The organism is Paenarthrobacter sp. FR1, assembly GCF_051106045.1.
In the GTDB taxonomy this organism is placed as follows: domain Bacteria; phylum Actinomycetota; class Actinomycetes; order Actinomycetales; family Micrococcaceae; genus Arthrobacter; species Arthrobacter nitroguajacolicus_A.
Map to the genome: position 1 here is coordinate 818,531 of NZ_JBPFSF010000001.1, position 16,675 is coordinate 835,205.

A 16,675-nucleotide genomic window follows, 5' to 3' on the forward strand; every position below is an offset into this window, starting at 1 on the left:
ACTGCGTGCTTTATTGTGTCGTCGTACACATCACCAGGGGGACAATTCTATGGAGCTTACGGACTATTGGAAGGTCCTCCGGGCGCACTGGATATCAGTTATTGCCATCACCATCTTGGGTGGGATAGTGGCATTCGGCTGGACCCTAACCCAGACAAAGGTGTTCAGCGCCGACGCCAGCGGCATCATTTCGGTTGGTGTGAACAAGGACCTCGGAACCGCCATGGCAGGCGAGACCTACTCCAAATCGCGTGCCAAGTCCTACATGGATGTCGCCAAGTCCCGTTCCGTAGCCGAGACCGTCATCAAGGATCTCAAGCTTCAAAACACCTCACCGGAGCAACTGATCGCTCGCGTGTCGGTCCAGAATCCCCAGGACACCGCCACCTTGAAGTTCTCCGCGCAAGCCAGCTCCCCCGAGTCGGCCCGCGATCTTGCCGAAGCCTGGGTACGCGCCGTGGGCAAGCAGGTCGACCAGCTTGAAAGGGGTGGCGCCAGCAGTACGGAAACGTCGATTGTCAGCTTCCGGTCACTGGATGCCGCTCAGCTACCCACATCGCCTACGTCCCCGAACACCCGCCTTGCCTTGGTCATCGGCCTGGTGGCCGGCCTGGTGGCTGCTATTGCCTACGCCCTGCTCCGCAACATCTTTGACCGCCGCGTCCGCTCCGTTGCACAGGTCGAGGCGGAAACTGGTGTCGCCGCGATCGGCACGATCCCCTTCCACAAGAACTTCGACGGCAAGAACCGAATCGTCCTCTCCCACGGCGGCAACGACCTCGAGAACAGGAACCACCAGGACTACGCTGTGGCCGAGGCCATCCGCGAACTGCGGACCAACCTGCAGTTCATGGACGTCGACAATCCCCCTCGTATCATCGTCGTCACCTCAGCACTGCCAGGCGAGGGCAAGACGACCGTTGTGGCCAACCTTGCCCAGACCATCGCCGCGTCCGGACAACGTGTTGTTGTGATTGACGGCGACCTCCGGCGTCCAACCCTCGCCAAGGCTTTCGGGCTCCTCAACAACGTTGGACTAACGGATGTGCTGATCGGCCGGGCAACTCTCAATGACGTTCTCCAACCGTGGGGAGAGACCGGCGACCTCTTTGTTCTCGGTGCGGGCTCCGTACCACCAAACCCAAGCGAACTTCTGGGCTCGAATGTCATGCACGCCCTGCTCGAAGACATCGCCAAGCATGCAATCGTCCTGGTCGACGCACCTCCACTGCTGCCAGTGACCGACGCGGCAATCCTCACCGCCCGAACGGACGGGGCGATCGTGGTCAGCCGGGCCGGGAAGACCACCTACGACCAACTCAAGAGGGCCCTCCAAAACCTGGAGCGCGTCAGGGGCCGTCCGTTGGGCCTCATCATCAACGGCGTTTCCCGCAAGTCCTCCAAGGGTGAAGATTACGGCTACCAGTACTACACGTACTACAACCGCAAGGACGTTGGCGGCGAGGCTGCCAAGGCTACGCACGTGTCGGCGTCGGAGTCACAGCCAGTGGATGCCGCCAACCACGTTCCCCTGGACGGACAGCGCCGCGGGCGGCGTCGCGAAAGCACCCCCGCACTGTGACGCCGGTCAGCCTTGGCGCGCAGCCGCCGTCGTTGATTTTGACCGTCTGCACCGGCAACATCTGCCGCTCCCCGCTCGCTGAGCAGTTGATTCGTGCCCGGTTGTCGAAGGCCGGGATCGGGAACTTCGCAGTGGGCAGCGCAGGGCTGCACGCCGCCGTGAACGCTCCTATGGAGCCGCTGCCAGCGGCCCTCTCAACAGAGTACGGCGGCAACTCCGCGGGATCATTTGGCAAGCAAATCACCGAAGTTCTGGTGGGTGAGGCCGAGCTCGTCTTGACCATGACCCGCAAGCAACGCGATGAGCTGGTCAAGAAGTATCCAGGCGCAGCTCAACAAACGTTCACCATGGCGGAGTTCGTTCGGGCAGCCGAGTCCCTTCCGCTTGGCCAGAGCCTTCCCCCTGCGCCGAGTTGGGCCGCTGTGACAGGCAAGGGCACGGCTTCCGGCGTCGCGGGTTTGGTGCGGCGAATCGCCGCCGTCAGGTCCACCGCCGAGCTAGGCGACGCCGACGACATTCCGGACCCCATCAACGCTACGGAAGCTGTCCACCGCGAGGTTGCACACCGGATCGCCACCTACAGTGATGACGTCGTATCCATCCTCGGCAAACACCTCTAGCGGCTGAGTCGCCGGCGCAGCCACACAACTACCACCGCGCCGACCATCGCGCCCGCGCTGTTGGCGATGACATCCGAGACTGCTGTCACCCGGCCGGGGATCAAGAGCTGCGTGAGTTCTATGAACGTGGACGACGCCGCGCCCAGCAACAGGATGCGCCACCAGTTCCAGCTGTCGGGCCACAGCCAGCGGACCAATCCGCCGAACGGGACGAACATGATCACGTTGGATACAAATTCAACTGTGACAGCGGCTTCCTTGTAGGGCAGGCCCAGGGCCGCGAGCCAACCGGCAATGATGCCCACAAAGCCGGTGACCGTGCTTGCTTCCTTTGATGGAAGGAAGACCACGAAGGCCAGTGCCACCAGGTAGGCGGCGAATGCTGCCCCTGGCCACCGCCGGCTGATCTGCAGCATCCGGCTTTTGGCTGTGGTCATTCGTCCAGCCTAGATGAGGACAGGACGCTCCGGGATCAATGCCTCGACGGACCCTCGAACGAGGCACTGTTGCTGCTCTGCGGCACTATGACGTGAACGGCGTTGCGCTGCACACTGAAATCGGCGGGCGTGACTGCAGCGATTTCCCCGTCGAGGTTCACCGACAGCGGCGGCTCAGTGACCAGACGGACCCTCCGCGTAGCCAAGTGGTAAACACGGTCATGCTCAATGAAGCTTCCATCCTTGAGCAACCGCGCGATCTTGACGTGTTCCCTCAGCGGTGCCGCCAGGATGGCATAGATATCCAGGGTGTGGTCATCAATGCCTGCCATGGGTGACACGATGTTGCCGCCGCCGTAATGCCTGCCATTGCCCACGGCGACCTGAAGAACGTCTTCAAGCTCCATCGGCTCATGGTCACCCTCGGGGAACTCAAGACGAGCCCGGAACGGCTTGTGCCGCGCGTAGGCCTGCATGGTGGCGATGCCATAGGCCAAGGACCCGATGCGTCGCTTCAAGCGAGGACTAAGTGCCTCGGTAACGCCCACAGAAAGCCCAACTGACGCGACGTTGAGGAACGGCTCGCCATTCGCCCGACCAAGGTCAACGTCCACCACCTTCCCGTCAGCAATGACAGCGCAGGCCTCTGTGAGGCCACCCGGTATCTCGAGGGTTCTGGCAAAGTCATTGGCGGTGCCCAGCGGGAGAACGCCCAGCATGATGTCAGTCCCGGCAAGTAGTCCTGCCGCGGAGGTCATGGTGCCGTCACCGCCACCGACAACTACAAGGTCGTGCCCGTCCGCGACCACGCGCCGCAGGGTCTGAAACAGTTCCGTCCCGGACTTCACGGGATGCACGGAACGGACAGGCACACCAGCCCTTCGCATCGCGTCCACGGCCAATTCGGTTGAAGCCGCCCCGCGACGTGATCCAGCATTTATCACCACGGCAGCAGAGCGCGCCTCTCGAGCAGCCTTCATGTGAACCATGCTAGGCGGAAGTACCTTGGAGAACCCTGCGAGCTTTCTGGGCGGCCGGTGATCCGCACTGTATCCTCAATCTGAGCCACGCTTAGCTGGCCTTTTCTGGTTTGGAACTCCGCCCTGCAGGTGCTGAACCATTGATGTTCCTGGGGGAACCATGAATCTCTTTCCATCGGCGCAGCTTTCCGCCCGCCTGAAGCCTGTGGGACTCGGCATCGTAGCCGTGGGCGCAGCGATGCTGCTTGCGTCGTGCAGTCTGCTCCCCCAGCCCGCTACACCTGCTGCAAGCACGCCGACGCCGAGCGACGCTCCACTCGAGCGAAACACAGAAATCACGACGGCGGCGTGGGAAGTTCCGCTGGATCCCATCGGACAGCCTGTGGTGGCCGACGGTGTCGCTTTGGTTTACGCCAAGAGCACCGCAGGCGTTGCTGCCCATGCCATCTCTGTGGCCGACGGCAAGGAGCTGTGGACGCAGCCCGTTCATCCCGGATATGAAGCGCCGGGCGTGCCGCTTGAACCTGTGGTTACCAGGACCCCCAGTGGCAAGAGTGCGGCGATCTTCCTGCAGGCCGCAACACCACCAGCCAACGACGGCGGCGAGACCTGGTGGACAGCGCCCGTAGCCTTTGACCTTGGAACAGGCAAGGAAATCTATCGCGGCAGGGAAGAGCTGGTCAGCACCCGCCCCTTTGCCTGCGACGACGTCCAGGACCTGTGCTTCATCGCCTTCGATGAAGATGGCCACACTGTGGAACGTTGGGTTGACTTGGAATCCGGCGAGGAAGCGGGCGGTCCCGACATCAACCCCCTCAGCGGCAATTTCCGACCGGTGGGCAAGGAACTGTACTCGGTGGTGACGGACGGCGTCGAAAAGTTGGCCCACGTCTCCTACGGCGAGGTGCTCTGGGAAGTCGAGATCGAAAAAATCTTTGGCAAAGGGGCCAACACCGGAATGGGCTGGCACTTCACCTACTCCAAAAAGCTGGACCTTTACGTCGGCTCCGTTGGAATCAACCCCACGGAGTTCTCCCCCGACAAATTCACAGGGCAGACCTTCTCACTCAACCTGCGCGAGTCCACCAAAACTGTAGGCTTCCGGGCTTCCAGCGCACGGGTTCTCTGGACAGCCGAAGGCTCGCAGGTGGAGTGTGCCAAGACAATTGGAACCGCCGCCACCAAATTGGAAGGCGGTGAGGCATTCCCGGTCAGGTGCGAATATACGGAAGGCCACATTGAGTTCCCTGCCGGGAAATATCGTGGTGGCCTGTCGAAGCTCGTCGGCTACGATCCACTCACCGGCGACGCAGCTTGGGAAACCAAAGCGGTAGAGGTCCGACACTGGGGCGACTACGGCCTTTTGCCATCGCTCAGCCGTGGAGACCGGGTTATTGCAGGTACTTTTTGGAGCGCAAACCTTTGGGACACCACCGCCGGGAAATACCGTGGCACATCGTTCGAGGACGTCTTCGTGTGCCTGAAAGAGACCACCTACACCATGCCCCCTCATGGCCCCTACCAAGATGCTCCCGGGGCAGGGTCCTACTCAGCCTTCCCGTGTGTCAAAGGCGGCACGGCCGTGCCAGCGCTCACCTATGGCGCTCTCACCGACGTGAACACCACGGACAATGGCATGGCCGTCATATCCTTGGAGGGGAAAGTGGCCGGCTACAAGCTCCTCAAGGAGTTCGTCTAGCCCTTGAAAACGGGCGCCCGCTTCTCCTGGAAAGCCCGGAAACCCTCGGCGTAGTCGTCGGTCTTGCACAGGCGTGCCTGCTCTGCGTTCTCCTCCACCATGGAATCCCACAGGCCCAGGCGCTGGTCGCGGATGTGTGCCACGAGCTCCTTGGACGCAACAAACGCCTGGGTCGCGCCCGCGGCGACCCGCGCAACAATCGCCCGGGTCTCATCGAGCAGGACATCAGCAGGCATCGCCCGGCTGAACATACCCTGTGCCACGGCTTCGGCCCCGGTCATGAGGTCGGCCGTGTAGATGAGGTCCAAGGTGCGGTGCATTCCGAGGCGTTCGGTGAAGTACCAATGCCCGCCGGAATCAAGCGTCGCACCGAGCTTCGCAAACGGTGACCCAAACTTGGCATTCTCCGCCACATACACCACGTCCGTGGCCAGCAGCAGTCCAAGCCCAACTCCCAGGCAAGCACCATGCGCGGCAGCAAACGTCGGCGCCGGGAACGCAGCCATCTTTTTGAGCAGCGGCTCTACGAGTCCCCCCAGGTAAGCCTGGGCATCGTCGGTTTCGGGAGTCACAGCGGCGATGTCGCGGCCAGCGCAGAAGGCGCGTCCCTCTCCGCGAAGCAGCAGCGCCCGCACTTCACCGCGCGAGGCGGCGGCAGCAGCGTCGTCGAACGCCTTATCCAGTTCGGCAAGCGCGTCCTCGTTAAGCGAGTTCAGCTTTTCGGGGGCATTGAGGACAATCTCGGCAATGCCGTTGGCAATGGAGAGCTCGATCATGGGACTCCTTAGACGTCGAAGTCGACGGTAACTTCTTCGCTGGTGGGGTGGGACTGGCAAGTGAGGACGTAGCCCTTGTCCAGCTCGTCCTGTTCAAGGGCGTAGTTCTCATCCATGGTCACCGTACCGGTGATCAACTTGGCGCGGCAGGTGCCACAGACACCGCCGGCACACGCGAACGGAACGTCCGGGCGGACACGCAGCGCGGCGTTGAGGATGGACTCGCGTGCGTGCGTGGGGCTGGCAACATCGCCGGTGAGGCCATCCAGCGTGAACGTGATCTTGTACGTGTCCTGCGACTCGTCCGCCACAACAGGTCGGCCGGCGTTGCCCTCGGGGCGATCCGGTCGGCCGGTGGTGAAAAGCTCAAACCGGACGTGCTCCGGCTCAACACCCCGGGCAGCGAGGGTATCGCGGCACAGCTGGACCAACTCGAACGGCCCGCACAGGAACCACTCGTCCACATCCTCGGCACGGATGGCGCTGCTGAGCAGGGTCTGCAGCTTCTCCGAGTCGATGCGCCCGGTCATCAACGGGGCAATTCGCTGCTCGCGGGACAACACATGGTGCAGGGCCAGGCGCGACGGGTACTTGTCCTTCAGGTCCGCCAGCTCCTCCAGGAACATGACGTCCATGGCGGCCTTGTTGGCGTACACCAGGTCGAAGCGTGTCTCCGGGTTGGCAGCCAGCAGCGTCCGTGCAATCGCGATCACCGGTGTAATGCCCGAACCTGCGGCGATGGCCACGAAGCTGCCCGGCTCCCCCGCCAGTTCCTCCGGGTGGTTCATGGAATTCATGACGTTGTGCTGGACTGAGGAGCCGTCCTTGCCGTGCCGCGATATGAACGCACCCTGCGGGCTCATGACGTCCAGGACATCGCCGGCCTTGAGTTCGGCGTTCGCCCACGTGGAGAACAAACCGCCAAGATCCTTCTTGATAGCTACACGGATCTCGCTGCTGCCGTCTTCGAAGCTGCGCGGCTCTGCGCAAATCGAGTAACTGCGGCGTACCTCGTGCGGCTCGCCGTTCTCATCGGGAAGCGTGGTGCGCAAGGCGACGTACTGGCCGGGAAGGTAGTCATACTGCCCGGCGAGCTCGGCGGGAACACCGAACGTGACCTCGATGGCATCGTCCGTGAGGCGCCGGACTTCCGCGACAGTCAGGTTGTGGAAAGACGCACGACGGCGGCTGGCCGTCTGTGTTTCGGTGGTCATGGCTGCTTCCTTAGAGGACTTTGAAGTAGTCGAACGGTTCCTTGCAGTCCTGGCAGACAAACAACGCCTTGCAGGAGGTGGAACCAAAGCGGGTGAGTTCCTTGGTGTTGAGCGAGGAACACTGCGGGCATTTCACGGCCAGGCTCAGGCGGACGGGACCCGAATGACCCCCGGCGGCAGCCCTGCCACTGGGCGGTGCGATCCCGTACTCCTCCAACTTCGCCTTGCCGGAATCGGTCATCCAGTCCGTGGTCCATGCGGGCGACAACACCAGGTTGATGTGCGCACTCGCGTAGCCCTCGGCCTCGAAGGCCTTCCGCAGGTCGTCGCCAATGGCGTCCATCGCCGGACAACCCGAGTACGTGGGCGTGATGGTGACCTCGACGGCGGTACCTGAGGCGCCGCCGTCGTGCCTGTCAGTTGCTTCTGTGGGGATGACCCGCACGCCGCGCAAAATCCCCAGGTCCTCGATGGTGAGGACCGGGATCTCCGGGTCGCAGACCGTGGACGCAATGTCCCAGGCCCGCTGCTCAGCGGACTTTTCCAGCCCGGTGCGTACCTGCGTTGCCACGCTGGTCACCAGCTCGCGCCGGGGTGTTCGCGGGCCAGGACCTGCATCTCCGCAAGGATGTAGCCCAGGAATTCCGAGTGCTTGCCGCGGCGGCCGCCGCCCAATGCCTGCGGAACGCCGGGGATCTGCAAGTCCGCTTCGGTCATGATCTCGCCGGTGAGGCGGTCGAACTCGGCACGGAGGCTGGAGGGCTGAACAGTGACGCCGGCCTCGGCCAGGCGGGTGGTCAGCTCGTCGTCCTCGAAGAGTTCGTCCACATACGGCCACACGAGCTTGAAGCCCTGGATGATTCGGGCACGCGACTCGTCAGTACCGCCGGCCAAGCGCAGGACCCACTGGGCACTGTGGTCGCGGTGGTAATCCACTTCCTTCACGGCCTTCGCGGAGATGGCTGCGATGGTGGCGTCCGTGGACTCCATGAGGCGTGTGTAGAGCTGGAACTGGTAGAAGCTCACGATGAACTGACGGGCTATGGTCACCGCGAAATCGCCGTTGGGCTGCTCGAATAGGTGGGCAGACCGGAACTCGTGCTCGCGGCGGAAGTACGCGAGGTCGTCCTCGGACTTGCCCCAGGCGGCACCGGCGTAGGTCAGGAAGGAACGTGCGTGGCCCAACTGGTCCAGTGCGATGTTGCCGAGGGCTATGTCTTCCTCAAGCTCAGGAGCACGGGAAATCCAGTGGCCCAGGCGCTGGGCGAGGATCAGGCCGTCGTCGCCAATGCGCAGGGCGAACTCCGCGACGTCGTTGCTGGGCTTGACCTGGCCGCGGCTGATTTCCAGCGCGATGTCCTCGGGACGCAGGGCATTGCCCGGCGTGATGCGGGTGGCGCTGGCGGACCCATCACCGGATGCGCCGGCTCCGTGAACGCCGACGGAAATGTCGCCGTGGCCTTCGATGGCGAAGTCAGTGTCGTGGTTGGTCACGTCTTTAGTGGTCACAGGTGCTTCACGCCTTCACTCTTGGTGTAGTAGGTGGCGTGGCGGTAATCCTTGCCCTGCGGCGACTCGAAGAAGGAACCCTTGGAGTCGGGATCGCTGGAGGAAATCGCCTCGGCCGGGACAACCCAGATGGACACGCCCTCGTTGCGGCGGGTGTACAGGTCGCGGGCGTTCCGGAGGGCCATGGCGGCATCGGGTGCGTGCAAGGAACCGGCGTGCACGTGGGAGAGGCCGCGGCTGGACCGCACGAAGACCTCCCACAGGGACCATGGGGATTCCTGGTGCTCTTCAGTGGTGGCCGCAACCTTGGGGGCCTCGCGGTTGATTTCGCTGGCGGCGCTGCCAGGTGCTTCCGGGTTTCCGTGAGGAGCCATTATGCTGCGTTCTCTTTCTGTGCTTGCTTACGGGCGTAGGCCACTGCTGCTTCCCGAACCCAGGCACCGTTTTCGTGTGCCTCGCGGCGGCGCTCTACGCGCTGCGAGTTGCAGGGACCGCGGCCGGCCAAGACTTCCTTGAACTCATTCCAGTCCAGGGGTCCGTGCTCCCACTTCTTGGTTTCTTCGTTGAAACGGATGTCCTTATCAGGGAGGGTCAGTCCGAGGACCCGAACCTGCTCCACCATCATCCCGACGAACCGGCTGCGCAGCTCGTCATTGCTGAAGCGCTTGATGTTCCAGGCCATGGACTGCTTGGAGTTGGGTGAATCGTCATCCGGCGGGCCGAACATCATCAGCGACGGCGCGTACCAGCGGTTCACTGCATCCTGGGCCATCTGCTTCTGCGCAGCTGTGCCGTTGGAGAGCTCCAGCAGAATCTCGAAACCCTGGCGCTGGTGGAACGACTCTTCCTTGCAGATGCGCACCATTGCGCGACCGTAAGGACCGTACGAGGCACGGCACAGGGGCACCTGGTTGCAGATGGCGGCGCCATCAACAAGCCAGCCGATGGCTCCCATGTCTGCCCAGGAAATCGTGGGGTAGTTGAAGATGGACGAGTACCGCGCCTTGCCGGCAATCAGGTCTTCCATCATCTGGTCCCGGGATTGTCCCAGGGTCTCGGCGGCCGAGTACAGGTACAGTCCGTGGCCGGCCTCATCCTGGACCTTGGCCATGAGGATGGACTTGCGCTTCAAGCTCGGTGCCCTGGTGATCCAGTTGGCTTCCGGCTGCATGCCAATGATTTCCGAGTGTGCGTGCTGCGAGATCTGGCGCAGCAAAGTCTTGCGGTAAGCCGCTGGCATCCAGTCGCGCGGTTCGATGCGCGAGTCCTCCGAAATGATGCGATCAAAATACGCCTGACCGGCTGCCTCCCGCTCCTGCTCCTCCGGGGACAGCTCAGCGGGCACTGACTGCAGATTCTGCGATGCCATGGTTGCTCCTAATAAATTACCGACCGTTCGTTCAGAATATGCGGAGCGGATGTTTTCAGTCAAGCTTTTGGGCCGTCACGCAGATTCTGCTGGATCATTCCACGCTGCCCGCCGGCAACCGCCGGCACCACGCGACGGACGGGCCGGCCCACCCGAATGATCCAGCAGAATCCGTCACCTCAGCCACATCTTCCGTTCACCGAGGCTCATCAGAGTGGAACCATGACTCACCTTTCTCGCCGCGCGCTCGTCAAAACCTCCCTCGCCACACTCGCCGTCGCCGGCGCAACCGCCGCTGGTTCTCCGTCAGCTTCTGCTCTCCGGGCGCCATTCCCCTAATCCGCAAGCGCCTCACGCTGCCCACCGGGATCGCCACCGGGGACGTCACCACGGACTCTGCCGTCCTCTGGTCCCGCGCTTCAGGCCCCGGCCGGCTCACGGCTTTGTTGCAGGCAGTGGACGACTCAGGGGAAATCCTGCGTGGCCGGTACGGTTTCAGCCGCACCATCCGTGGTCCCCTGGCCACCGACGCCAGCGACTACACCGCCAAGATCCACGCCACCGGCCTGCCCGCAGGTACCCGCTTCGCCCTGGAACTGAATTTCGAGGATGAGAACGGCCTCGGTGAGGCAGTCCGCGGCACGTTCAGCACGGCGCCCGGTTCCGTGAAGGGAAAGTACGACGGCGGCACGAAAGACGCGGGCGGAGGCGGCAGGCCGTCGTCTTCCTCGCAGAGCTTCGTCTGGACCGGCGACACCGCAGGCCAAGGCTGGGGCATCAACGAAGACCTGGGCGGCATGCGCGGTTACAAAGCCATGCATGCCACCAAGCCCGATTTCTTCATCCACTCCGGCGACACCATCTACGCCGACGGCCCCATCGCTGCCTCCGTGACGGAGAAGGACGGGCAGGTGTGGCGCAACATCGTCACCGAGGAAGTCTCCAAAGTGGCTGAAACCCTTAAGGAATACCGCGGCCGGCACCGCTACAACTCCTTGGACGCCAACATGCGCGCCATGTTCGCGGACGTGCCCGTGATCGCACAATGGGACGATCACGAGACCACCAACAACTGGTACCCCGGCGAAATGCTGGACGACCCCCGCTACACCGAACGGAACGTCAACGTCCTCGCTGCGCGTGGTCGCCAGGCGTGGCAGGAAAATATGCCGATCGCCGACGCCGCAGCGCTGTGGCGCCCCGGAACGGTCGACGCCGGCCGGTACCAGCCCGCGCGCATCTACCGGAAGATTTCGCGAGGCCCACAGCTGGACATATTCTGCTTGGACATGCGGACCTTCAAGTCCCCCAACACCGACGGCAAGGAACCGTACGCCACCAACATCCTGGGCCAGGAGCAGGTGGACTGGCTGATCAAGGAAGTACGGAAGTCCAAAGCAACATGGAAGGTGATCGCCGCCGACCTGCCGCTCGGCATCATCGTGCCCGATGGCGCTGTAAACCAGGAAAGCCTGGCCAACCGTGACCACGGAGCTCCTTTGGGCCGCGAACTGGAGATCGCGGGAGTGCTTTCGGCGTTCAAGAAATTTGGCGTGAAGAACACCGTTTGGCTGACCGCCGATGTCCACTACTGCGCCGCGCACCACTACTCCCCCGAGCGGGCTTCCTTTACGGACTTCGACCCGTTCTGGGAGTTCGTCGCCGGGCCCATCAACGCTGGCTCTTTCGGGCCAAGTGAGATGGACAAGACGTTCGGGCCGGAGGTGCTGTTCGCCAAGGCCGGACGCTTCCCTGGTGAGTCACCGCGCGACGGCGAGAACCAGTACTTCGGGCACGTGGACCTCGCTGCCGATGGTCTCTTTACCGTGAGCCTCCGCAACGCGAATGGTGTGGTGATCTACTCAAAGACGCTCACCCCGGAACGCTGACTCACGTAAGGGGACAGCGCATGTCCTAATGAGCGTTCATAAGAGCATGTGCTGTCCCCTACTTGGGGTGATTCGGCGTATGCTCTCCTCAGCGCAGGCAAGACGCGTTGTTCGCTTTTGGGTGGGGCCACGTTCGAAGGCAGGGGTTCAGTGGCAGGAGTGAAGCACGGGGTTCTTCCGGTGCGATTGGTGACGGGGCATGGATGGCCGCTCTTCCTGGTGCCTGTAGGCGTCTGCTTGGTATTGCTGGTCGTTGGCCTGGCAAGCGGATCAGGAACGACGACGGCGCAACTGGCCGGTGACCTGGCGATCCTTCTCGCTGCACTCACCGCGCTGACCACCCACACCCTCGCTGCCCGGAAACGACAGGACAACGCGGCGGGCCGATGGTTCATCGTGGCAGGCCTGGCCGTGTGGAGCGCGGGGCAAACCGTGTGGACCATCAACGGCATCACGCTGGACCACCAGTACCCGTTCCCTTCCTTCGCGGACATCGGCTTTGTTTGGTACGCGCTGCCCACGTCCATTGGACTTGTGCTGCTGCTGAGGGGCCAGGGACTCCGCACTTCACTGCGCCGCACCATCCTGGATGCCGGCGTGGTGGCAAGTGCCACCTTCTTCATTGCGTGGAGCTCCGTGCTGGGTACGTTGGCAGGCGCCAAGGACCAGGACGCCTTTGCCCACATCACGCAGATGGCCTACCCCATCGCGGATGTCTTCATGGTCTCGGTAGTCATCGTCCTGACCATGCGTGCAGCCCGTGGCCGGAGGCTGCCGTGGCTGAGCATGGGCCTTGGTTTCTGGATCCTGGCCATTACGGACCTCGCTTACATGCGCTTGACCCTCGAAGGAATCACGGGTGTCACGGGATCCCCCTTGGCCTTGGGCTGGGTTCTTGCCTTCCTGCTGGTGGGGCTAAGCCCGCTGCTCCCTGAAGCGGACAGTACGCGCAAAGACGGGCGCGCCTACGCCGCGGCCCTTGAACTGCTCCCCTATCTCCCCGTGTTCAGTGCCGTCTTCTTCTCGCGCAGCCGGCCCATTGGCGAAGACCCCATCTTGGTGGTCACCGGGCTGGTGACGGTGACTTTCGTCATCGTGCGGCAGGTGCTGATCGTCGTCGAGAATGTAACGCTGACCCGCGACCTCGAGTCGAAGGTGGCCGAACGCACTGCCGAACTGGAGGGCCTCGGAGCAATCGTTAATTCCTCCGGCGACGCCATCATCGGCGAAACACCCGACGGCGTCATCACCAGTTGGAACCCCGGGGCGGAGCGCATCTTCGGGTATCCGGCGTCTGAAGCCATCGGCAGGAAGGGCGATTTCTTCGTTCCCGCCGAGTTGATGGAGAAGGAACGCGAGGCGTTGGAGGCCACGGCCCACAGCGGAGATGTGCAGAATTACGAGACTCGGCGAAGGCGCGGAGACGGCGAAGTTATTCCGGTGTCAGTAACGCTGTCCCCCGTCCGGGGTGACACCGGCATCCGCGGGGTAGCCACTATTTCGCGCGACATCACCGAACGCAAAGCAGCCGAAACCGAACTCCTCGCCGCACGTGAAGCCGCGCTGGAAGCGAGCCGGCTCAAATCCGAATTCCTGGCCACCATGAGCCACGAGATCCGCACTCCCCTCAACGCCGTGATCGGCCTGACATCGCTCATGATGGACACGCCCCTGAGCGAGGGCCAGCGGCAGTACGCCCAAGGCGTCAAAGGCGCCGGCGAGGTCCTGCTGACCCTGATCAACGACATCCTTGACTTCTCCAAATTGGAAGCCGGGAAAGTTGACCTGGATGTGAACTCCTTCGATCCCCGCGCTTTGGTGGATGAGGTAGCTGGGTTGGTTGCAGAAGCCGCGCAGGGGAAGAACCTGGAACTCATCTCCTACTGCCACCCCGACGTTCCGGAGCGCTTGATGGGCGATTCCGGACGAATCCGCCAGATCCTGCTGAATCTTTCCTCCAACGCAGTGAAGTTCACCCCAGCCGGCGAAGTCGAAATTCAGGTTTCCGTGGTCAGCCGGGATCCAGAGAACGCCGCATTGCGCTTTGAAGTCCGGGACACCGGGATCGGCATCAGCGCCGAAGACCATCACCGGTTGTTCGAATCCTTCGCCCAGGCCGATGCTTCCACCACACGGCGGTACGGGGGCACGGGCCTTGGCTTGGCCATCTCACGACGTCTCACCGAGGTCATGGGCGGCAGGATCGGGCTCGAGAGCGAGCCGGGAACGGGCAGCAAATTTTGGTTTGTCCTGGAACTTCCCGTTGGCCCGGCGGTGTCCGATACCGGCACCTTGCCTGCCACGCTCGCTGGCCGGAGGGTGCTGGTGGTGGACGACAATGCCACCAACCGATTGGTGTTGGAAACGCAACTGGCCAGTTGGGGCATGCAGCCAGTGGCCGTTGCCGACGCTGCCTCAGCAATGGATGCATACCGCACGGCCGTGCTGAACAGCCGCCCCTACGACATCGCCGTGGTGGACATGTGCATGCCCGATACCGACGGCCTGGAACTGGCCCGCACCATCAAGAACGAGGGCAACGGCTCGGGATCACCGGGAATCATCCTGCTGACCTCCACCATGCAAGTGGACAGAAGCGACCTCGCCTCCGCCGGAATCCGTGAATACCTCACCAAACCTGTGCGCAGCTCGGAGTTCTACAACCGGCTCCTCCGCCTGATGGCCACCAGAACGCCGGGGGCTCCCGCGCTGCCGGTCCAACCTGCCATTGTCGCGTCCGACGAACCGGTGCCGCGGATCGGAAAGCTTCTGGTCGCGGAAGACAACGAGGTCAACCAGTTGGTAGCCCGTGGCATGGCAAACAGGCTGGGCTACGACGTGGACATCGTGGACGACGGCGCCAAGGCCGTTGCAGCAGCGCTGTCCGGGACTTACGCCGCAGTGCTCATGGACTGCCATATGCCCGTCATGGACGGCTTCGACGCAACCAGGGCCATCCGGGCCCGCAACGGACAATCAGCCCGGATCCCCATCATCGCCATGACGGCCGGAGCATTGAACGAGGACCGCGAGCGCTGCTTCGCGGCGGGCATGGACGACTACATCAGCAAGCCCGTGGACCTGGCCAAACTTGGGGAAGTCCTCACCCGCTGGGTCCCGGAGGTTATTGAAACGTCGACGGCGGCAGTCAGGCCAGCGGGCAACGCGGCGTCGGGCGGGACACCTCAGCCGTCGGCAGCACCGCCGTCGAACGCTGTTGTTCTGGACGCGGGCGTCCCGGATGCCGATGTCCTGGACGCGGGGAGGCTGCAGATCCTGCGCGAACTTGGTCCCGCGGACGGTTTAGGCCTGCTCCCCGAGGCCGTCAGGGCTTTCCGCCAGGATGCCGAAGCGACCTTGGAAGTGCTTCGTTCCGCACTGGACGCCGGGCAGGCCCCAACCGTGGAGACGGCCGCTCACAAACTCGCCGGCGCGGCAGCCAATATCGGAGCAGTGGGCGCGGCAGTCCTGTGCAAGGATTTGGAACGATCCGGCCGTGAAGCAGGCCCGGACCTGGCCGCACAATGCAGACCGGTGCTGGCGCAGTTGCAAGCGGAACTCACGCGGGTGGACCTTGCCCTCGAACGCACTCTCCAAGGAGCTTCATGAAAGTCCTGATCGCCGACGACGACCAGATCTCCCGGATGATCACCAAGGCCGCCGTTGAGCAGTCCGGTCATGAGTGCATCGTTGCCGTGGACGGAGACTCGGCGTGGCAGCTATACAAGGAGCACAGCCCGGAAGCTGTGGTGACCGACTTGATGATGCCCGGCCTCAACGGATTGGACCTCTGCCGGGCCATCCGGGCCGCCGAGGAGGACAGCTACACCTACATCATTCTGGTGACCTCCCACGGCTCACGGAAGGACGTCCTGGCCGGCATGGAAGCCGGTGCTGACGACTATGTCACCAAGCCGTTGGACCCCTTCAGCCTGCACATCCGGCTCCTGGCCGCCCAGCGCATCACCTCGCTGCATGCGGACCTGGCACGTTACCGCTCTGCGCTGACGGAACAGGCACGCACGGACCCCCTGACCAAGTTGCACAACCGCCTGAAGTTGTCGGAGGACCTGGGAAATCTCCACCGCAATGATCACGACTACTGCCTGGCCATGGTGGATGTGGACAACTTCAAGAGCTACAACGACATCTACGGTCATCAGGCCGGGGACGCTGCGTTGGTAGCGATTGCAACATCGTTGGCTGGCGCGGTCCGAAAGTCCGACGCCGTCTACAGGTTTGGCGGCGAAGAGTTCCTGCTTGTCCTGGGTGAGCAGTCAACAGCGAGCGCCGGGGCGGTCATGGAACGCGTGCGGTCAGCCGTGGCGGCCCTGAGGATCGAGCACTCCGGGGACCCTGACGGCATCTTGACCATCAGTGCCGGCGTCTCCGCGTTCACGGACGGGCACCGTGCCGGCACCGAGCAGCTTCTCCGCGAAGCCGACCTCGCCCTGTACGCGGCGAAGGCCTCCGGCCGTAACCGGGTGACCTTGGCCAGTGCACTCCCGCACGGCTCAGACTGACCCGACGAGCCGGCTCTGTGGTGTCCGGAATGTGAACTCACGATACGAGACAGGCTCGAGTCAGCACGCCGTGCTCT

At 63.2% G+C, this 16,675-nt stretch carries 13 protein-coding genes and 1 pseudogene; 6 read left to right on the forward strand and 8 right to left on the reverse strand.

Translation table 11 applies throughout. The features are described from left to right. Window positions 1-49 precede the first annotated feature (49 nt). Window positions 50-1,582 carry a polysaccharide biosynthesis tyrosine autokinase gene (locus ACR30Z_RS03810; protein WP_167510474.1) on the forward strand — a complete coding sequence of 511 codons (1,533 nt, stop codon included), beginning with the start codon at window positions 50-52 and terminating at the stop codon, window positions 1,580-1,582. Then, entirely contained in the window at window positions 1,579-2,202 is a 624-nt protein-coding gene (locus tag ACR30Z_RS03815; RefSeq protein ID WP_434371278.1) for a hypothetical protein, read from the forward strand. The genes ACR30Z_RS03810 and ACR30Z_RS03815 overlap by 4 nt, the downstream gene beginning before the upstream one ends. Here the strand turns inward: ACR30Z_RS03815 and ACR30Z_RS03820 are convergent. Both ACR30Z_RS03820 and ACR30Z_RS03825 read right to left on the reverse strand, forming a co-directional pair. Next, entirely contained in the window at window positions 2,199-2,639 is a 441-nt protein-coding gene (locus ACR30Z_RS03820) for a VanZ family protein (RefSeq protein WP_434371279.1), read from the reverse strand. The two genes, ACR30Z_RS03815 and ACR30Z_RS03820, sit on opposite strands and share 4 nt — an antisense overlap. Window positions 2,640-2,674: 35 nt before the next feature. Next, window positions 2,675-3,628, reverse strand: coding sequence for a lipid kinase (locus ACR30Z_RS03825; RefSeq protein ID WP_434371280.1), 954 nt, complete (start codon window positions 3,626-3,628; stop codon window positions 2,675-2,677). 151 nt (window positions 3,629-3,779) lie between these two features. Here ACR30Z_RS03825 and ACR30Z_RS03830 point away from each other — a divergent pair, with 151 nt between their 5' ends. Continuing rightward, window positions 3,780-5,318 (forward strand): hypothetical protein, encoded by a 1,539-nt coding sequence (locus ACR30Z_RS03830; RefSeq protein WP_434371281.1) that lies wholly within the window; start codon window positions 3,780-3,782, stop codon window positions 5,316-5,318. On the opposite strand, the gene ACR30Z_RS03835 is transcribed toward ACR30Z_RS03830, so the two are convergent. From ACR30Z_RS03835 to paaA, 6 genes are read right to left on the reverse strand one after another with little or no spacing between them, the layout of a single operon-like run. Continuing rightward, window positions 5,315-6,094, reverse strand: coding sequence for an enoyl-CoA hydratase/isomerase family protein (locus ACR30Z_RS03835; RefSeq protein ID WP_434371282.1), 780 nt, complete (start codon window positions 6,092-6,094; stop codon window positions 5,315-5,317). The two genes, ACR30Z_RS03830 and ACR30Z_RS03835, sit on opposite strands and share 4 nt — an antisense overlap. Window positions 6,095-6,102: 8 nt before the next feature. Then, window positions 6,103-7,308, reverse strand: coding sequence for a 1,2-phenylacetyl-CoA epoxidase subunit PaaE (gene paaE, locus ACR30Z_RS03840; protein WP_144650640.1), 1,206 nt, complete (start codon window positions 7,306-7,308; stop codon window positions 6,103-6,105). Window positions 7,309-7,318: 10 nt separating this feature from the next. Continuing rightward, window positions 7,319-7,888, reverse strand: a complete 570-nt coding sequence (gene paaD, locus ACR30Z_RS03845) for a 1,2-phenylacetyl-CoA epoxidase subunit PaaD (protein ID WP_434371283.1) — start codon at window positions 7,886-7,888, stop codon at window positions 7,319-7,321. Next, window positions 7,885-8,802 (reverse strand): 1,2-phenylacetyl-CoA epoxidase subunit PaaC, encoded by a 918-nt coding sequence (paaC, locus tag ACR30Z_RS03850; protein ID WP_434371386.1) that lies wholly within the window; start codon window positions 8,800-8,802, stop codon window positions 7,885-7,887. The genes paaD and paaC overlap by 4 nt, the downstream gene beginning before the upstream one ends. A gap of 11 nt (window positions 8,803-8,813) precedes the next feature. After that, window positions 8,814-9,191 (reverse strand): 1,2-phenylacetyl-CoA epoxidase subunit PaaB, encoded by a 378-nt coding sequence (paaB, locus tag ACR30Z_RS03855; RefSeq protein WP_144650647.1) that lies wholly within the window; start codon window positions 9,189-9,191, stop codon window positions 8,814-8,816. After that, on the reverse strand, window positions 9,191-10,186 hold the full coding sequence (gene paaA, locus ACR30Z_RS03860) for a 1,2-phenylacetyl-CoA epoxidase subunit PaaA (protein WP_144650650.1): 996 nt from the start codon (window positions 10,184-10,186) through the stop codon (window positions 9,191-9,193). Before paaA ends, paaB begins: the two co-directional genes overlap by 1 nt. Window positions 10,187-10,408: 222 nt before the next feature. On the opposite strand from paaA, the pseudogene ACR30Z_RS03865 reads away from it, so the two are divergent. The 3 genes and pseudogenes from ACR30Z_RS03865 (at window position 10,409) to ACR30Z_RS03875 (ending at window position 16,598) form a co-directional block, all read left to right on the forward strand. Then, window positions 10,409-12,075: pseudogene (locus ACR30Z_RS03865) on the forward strand (alkaline phosphatase D family protein). 150 nt (window positions 12,076-12,225) lie between these two features. Further along, a complete protein-coding gene (locus tag ACR30Z_RS03870; RefSeq protein ID WP_434371284.1) occupies window positions 12,226-15,684 on the forward strand; it encodes a response regulator in 3,459 nt (1,152 codons plus the stop codon). Next, window positions 15,681-16,598, forward strand: a complete 918-nt coding sequence (locus ACR30Z_RS03875; RefSeq protein WP_144650659.1) for a GGDEF domain-containing response regulator — start codon at window positions 15,681-15,683, stop codon at window positions 16,596-16,598. The genes ACR30Z_RS03870 and ACR30Z_RS03875 overlap by 4 nt, the downstream gene beginning before the upstream one ends. The last annotated feature ends 77 nt before the right edge of the window (window positions 16,599-16,675 follow it).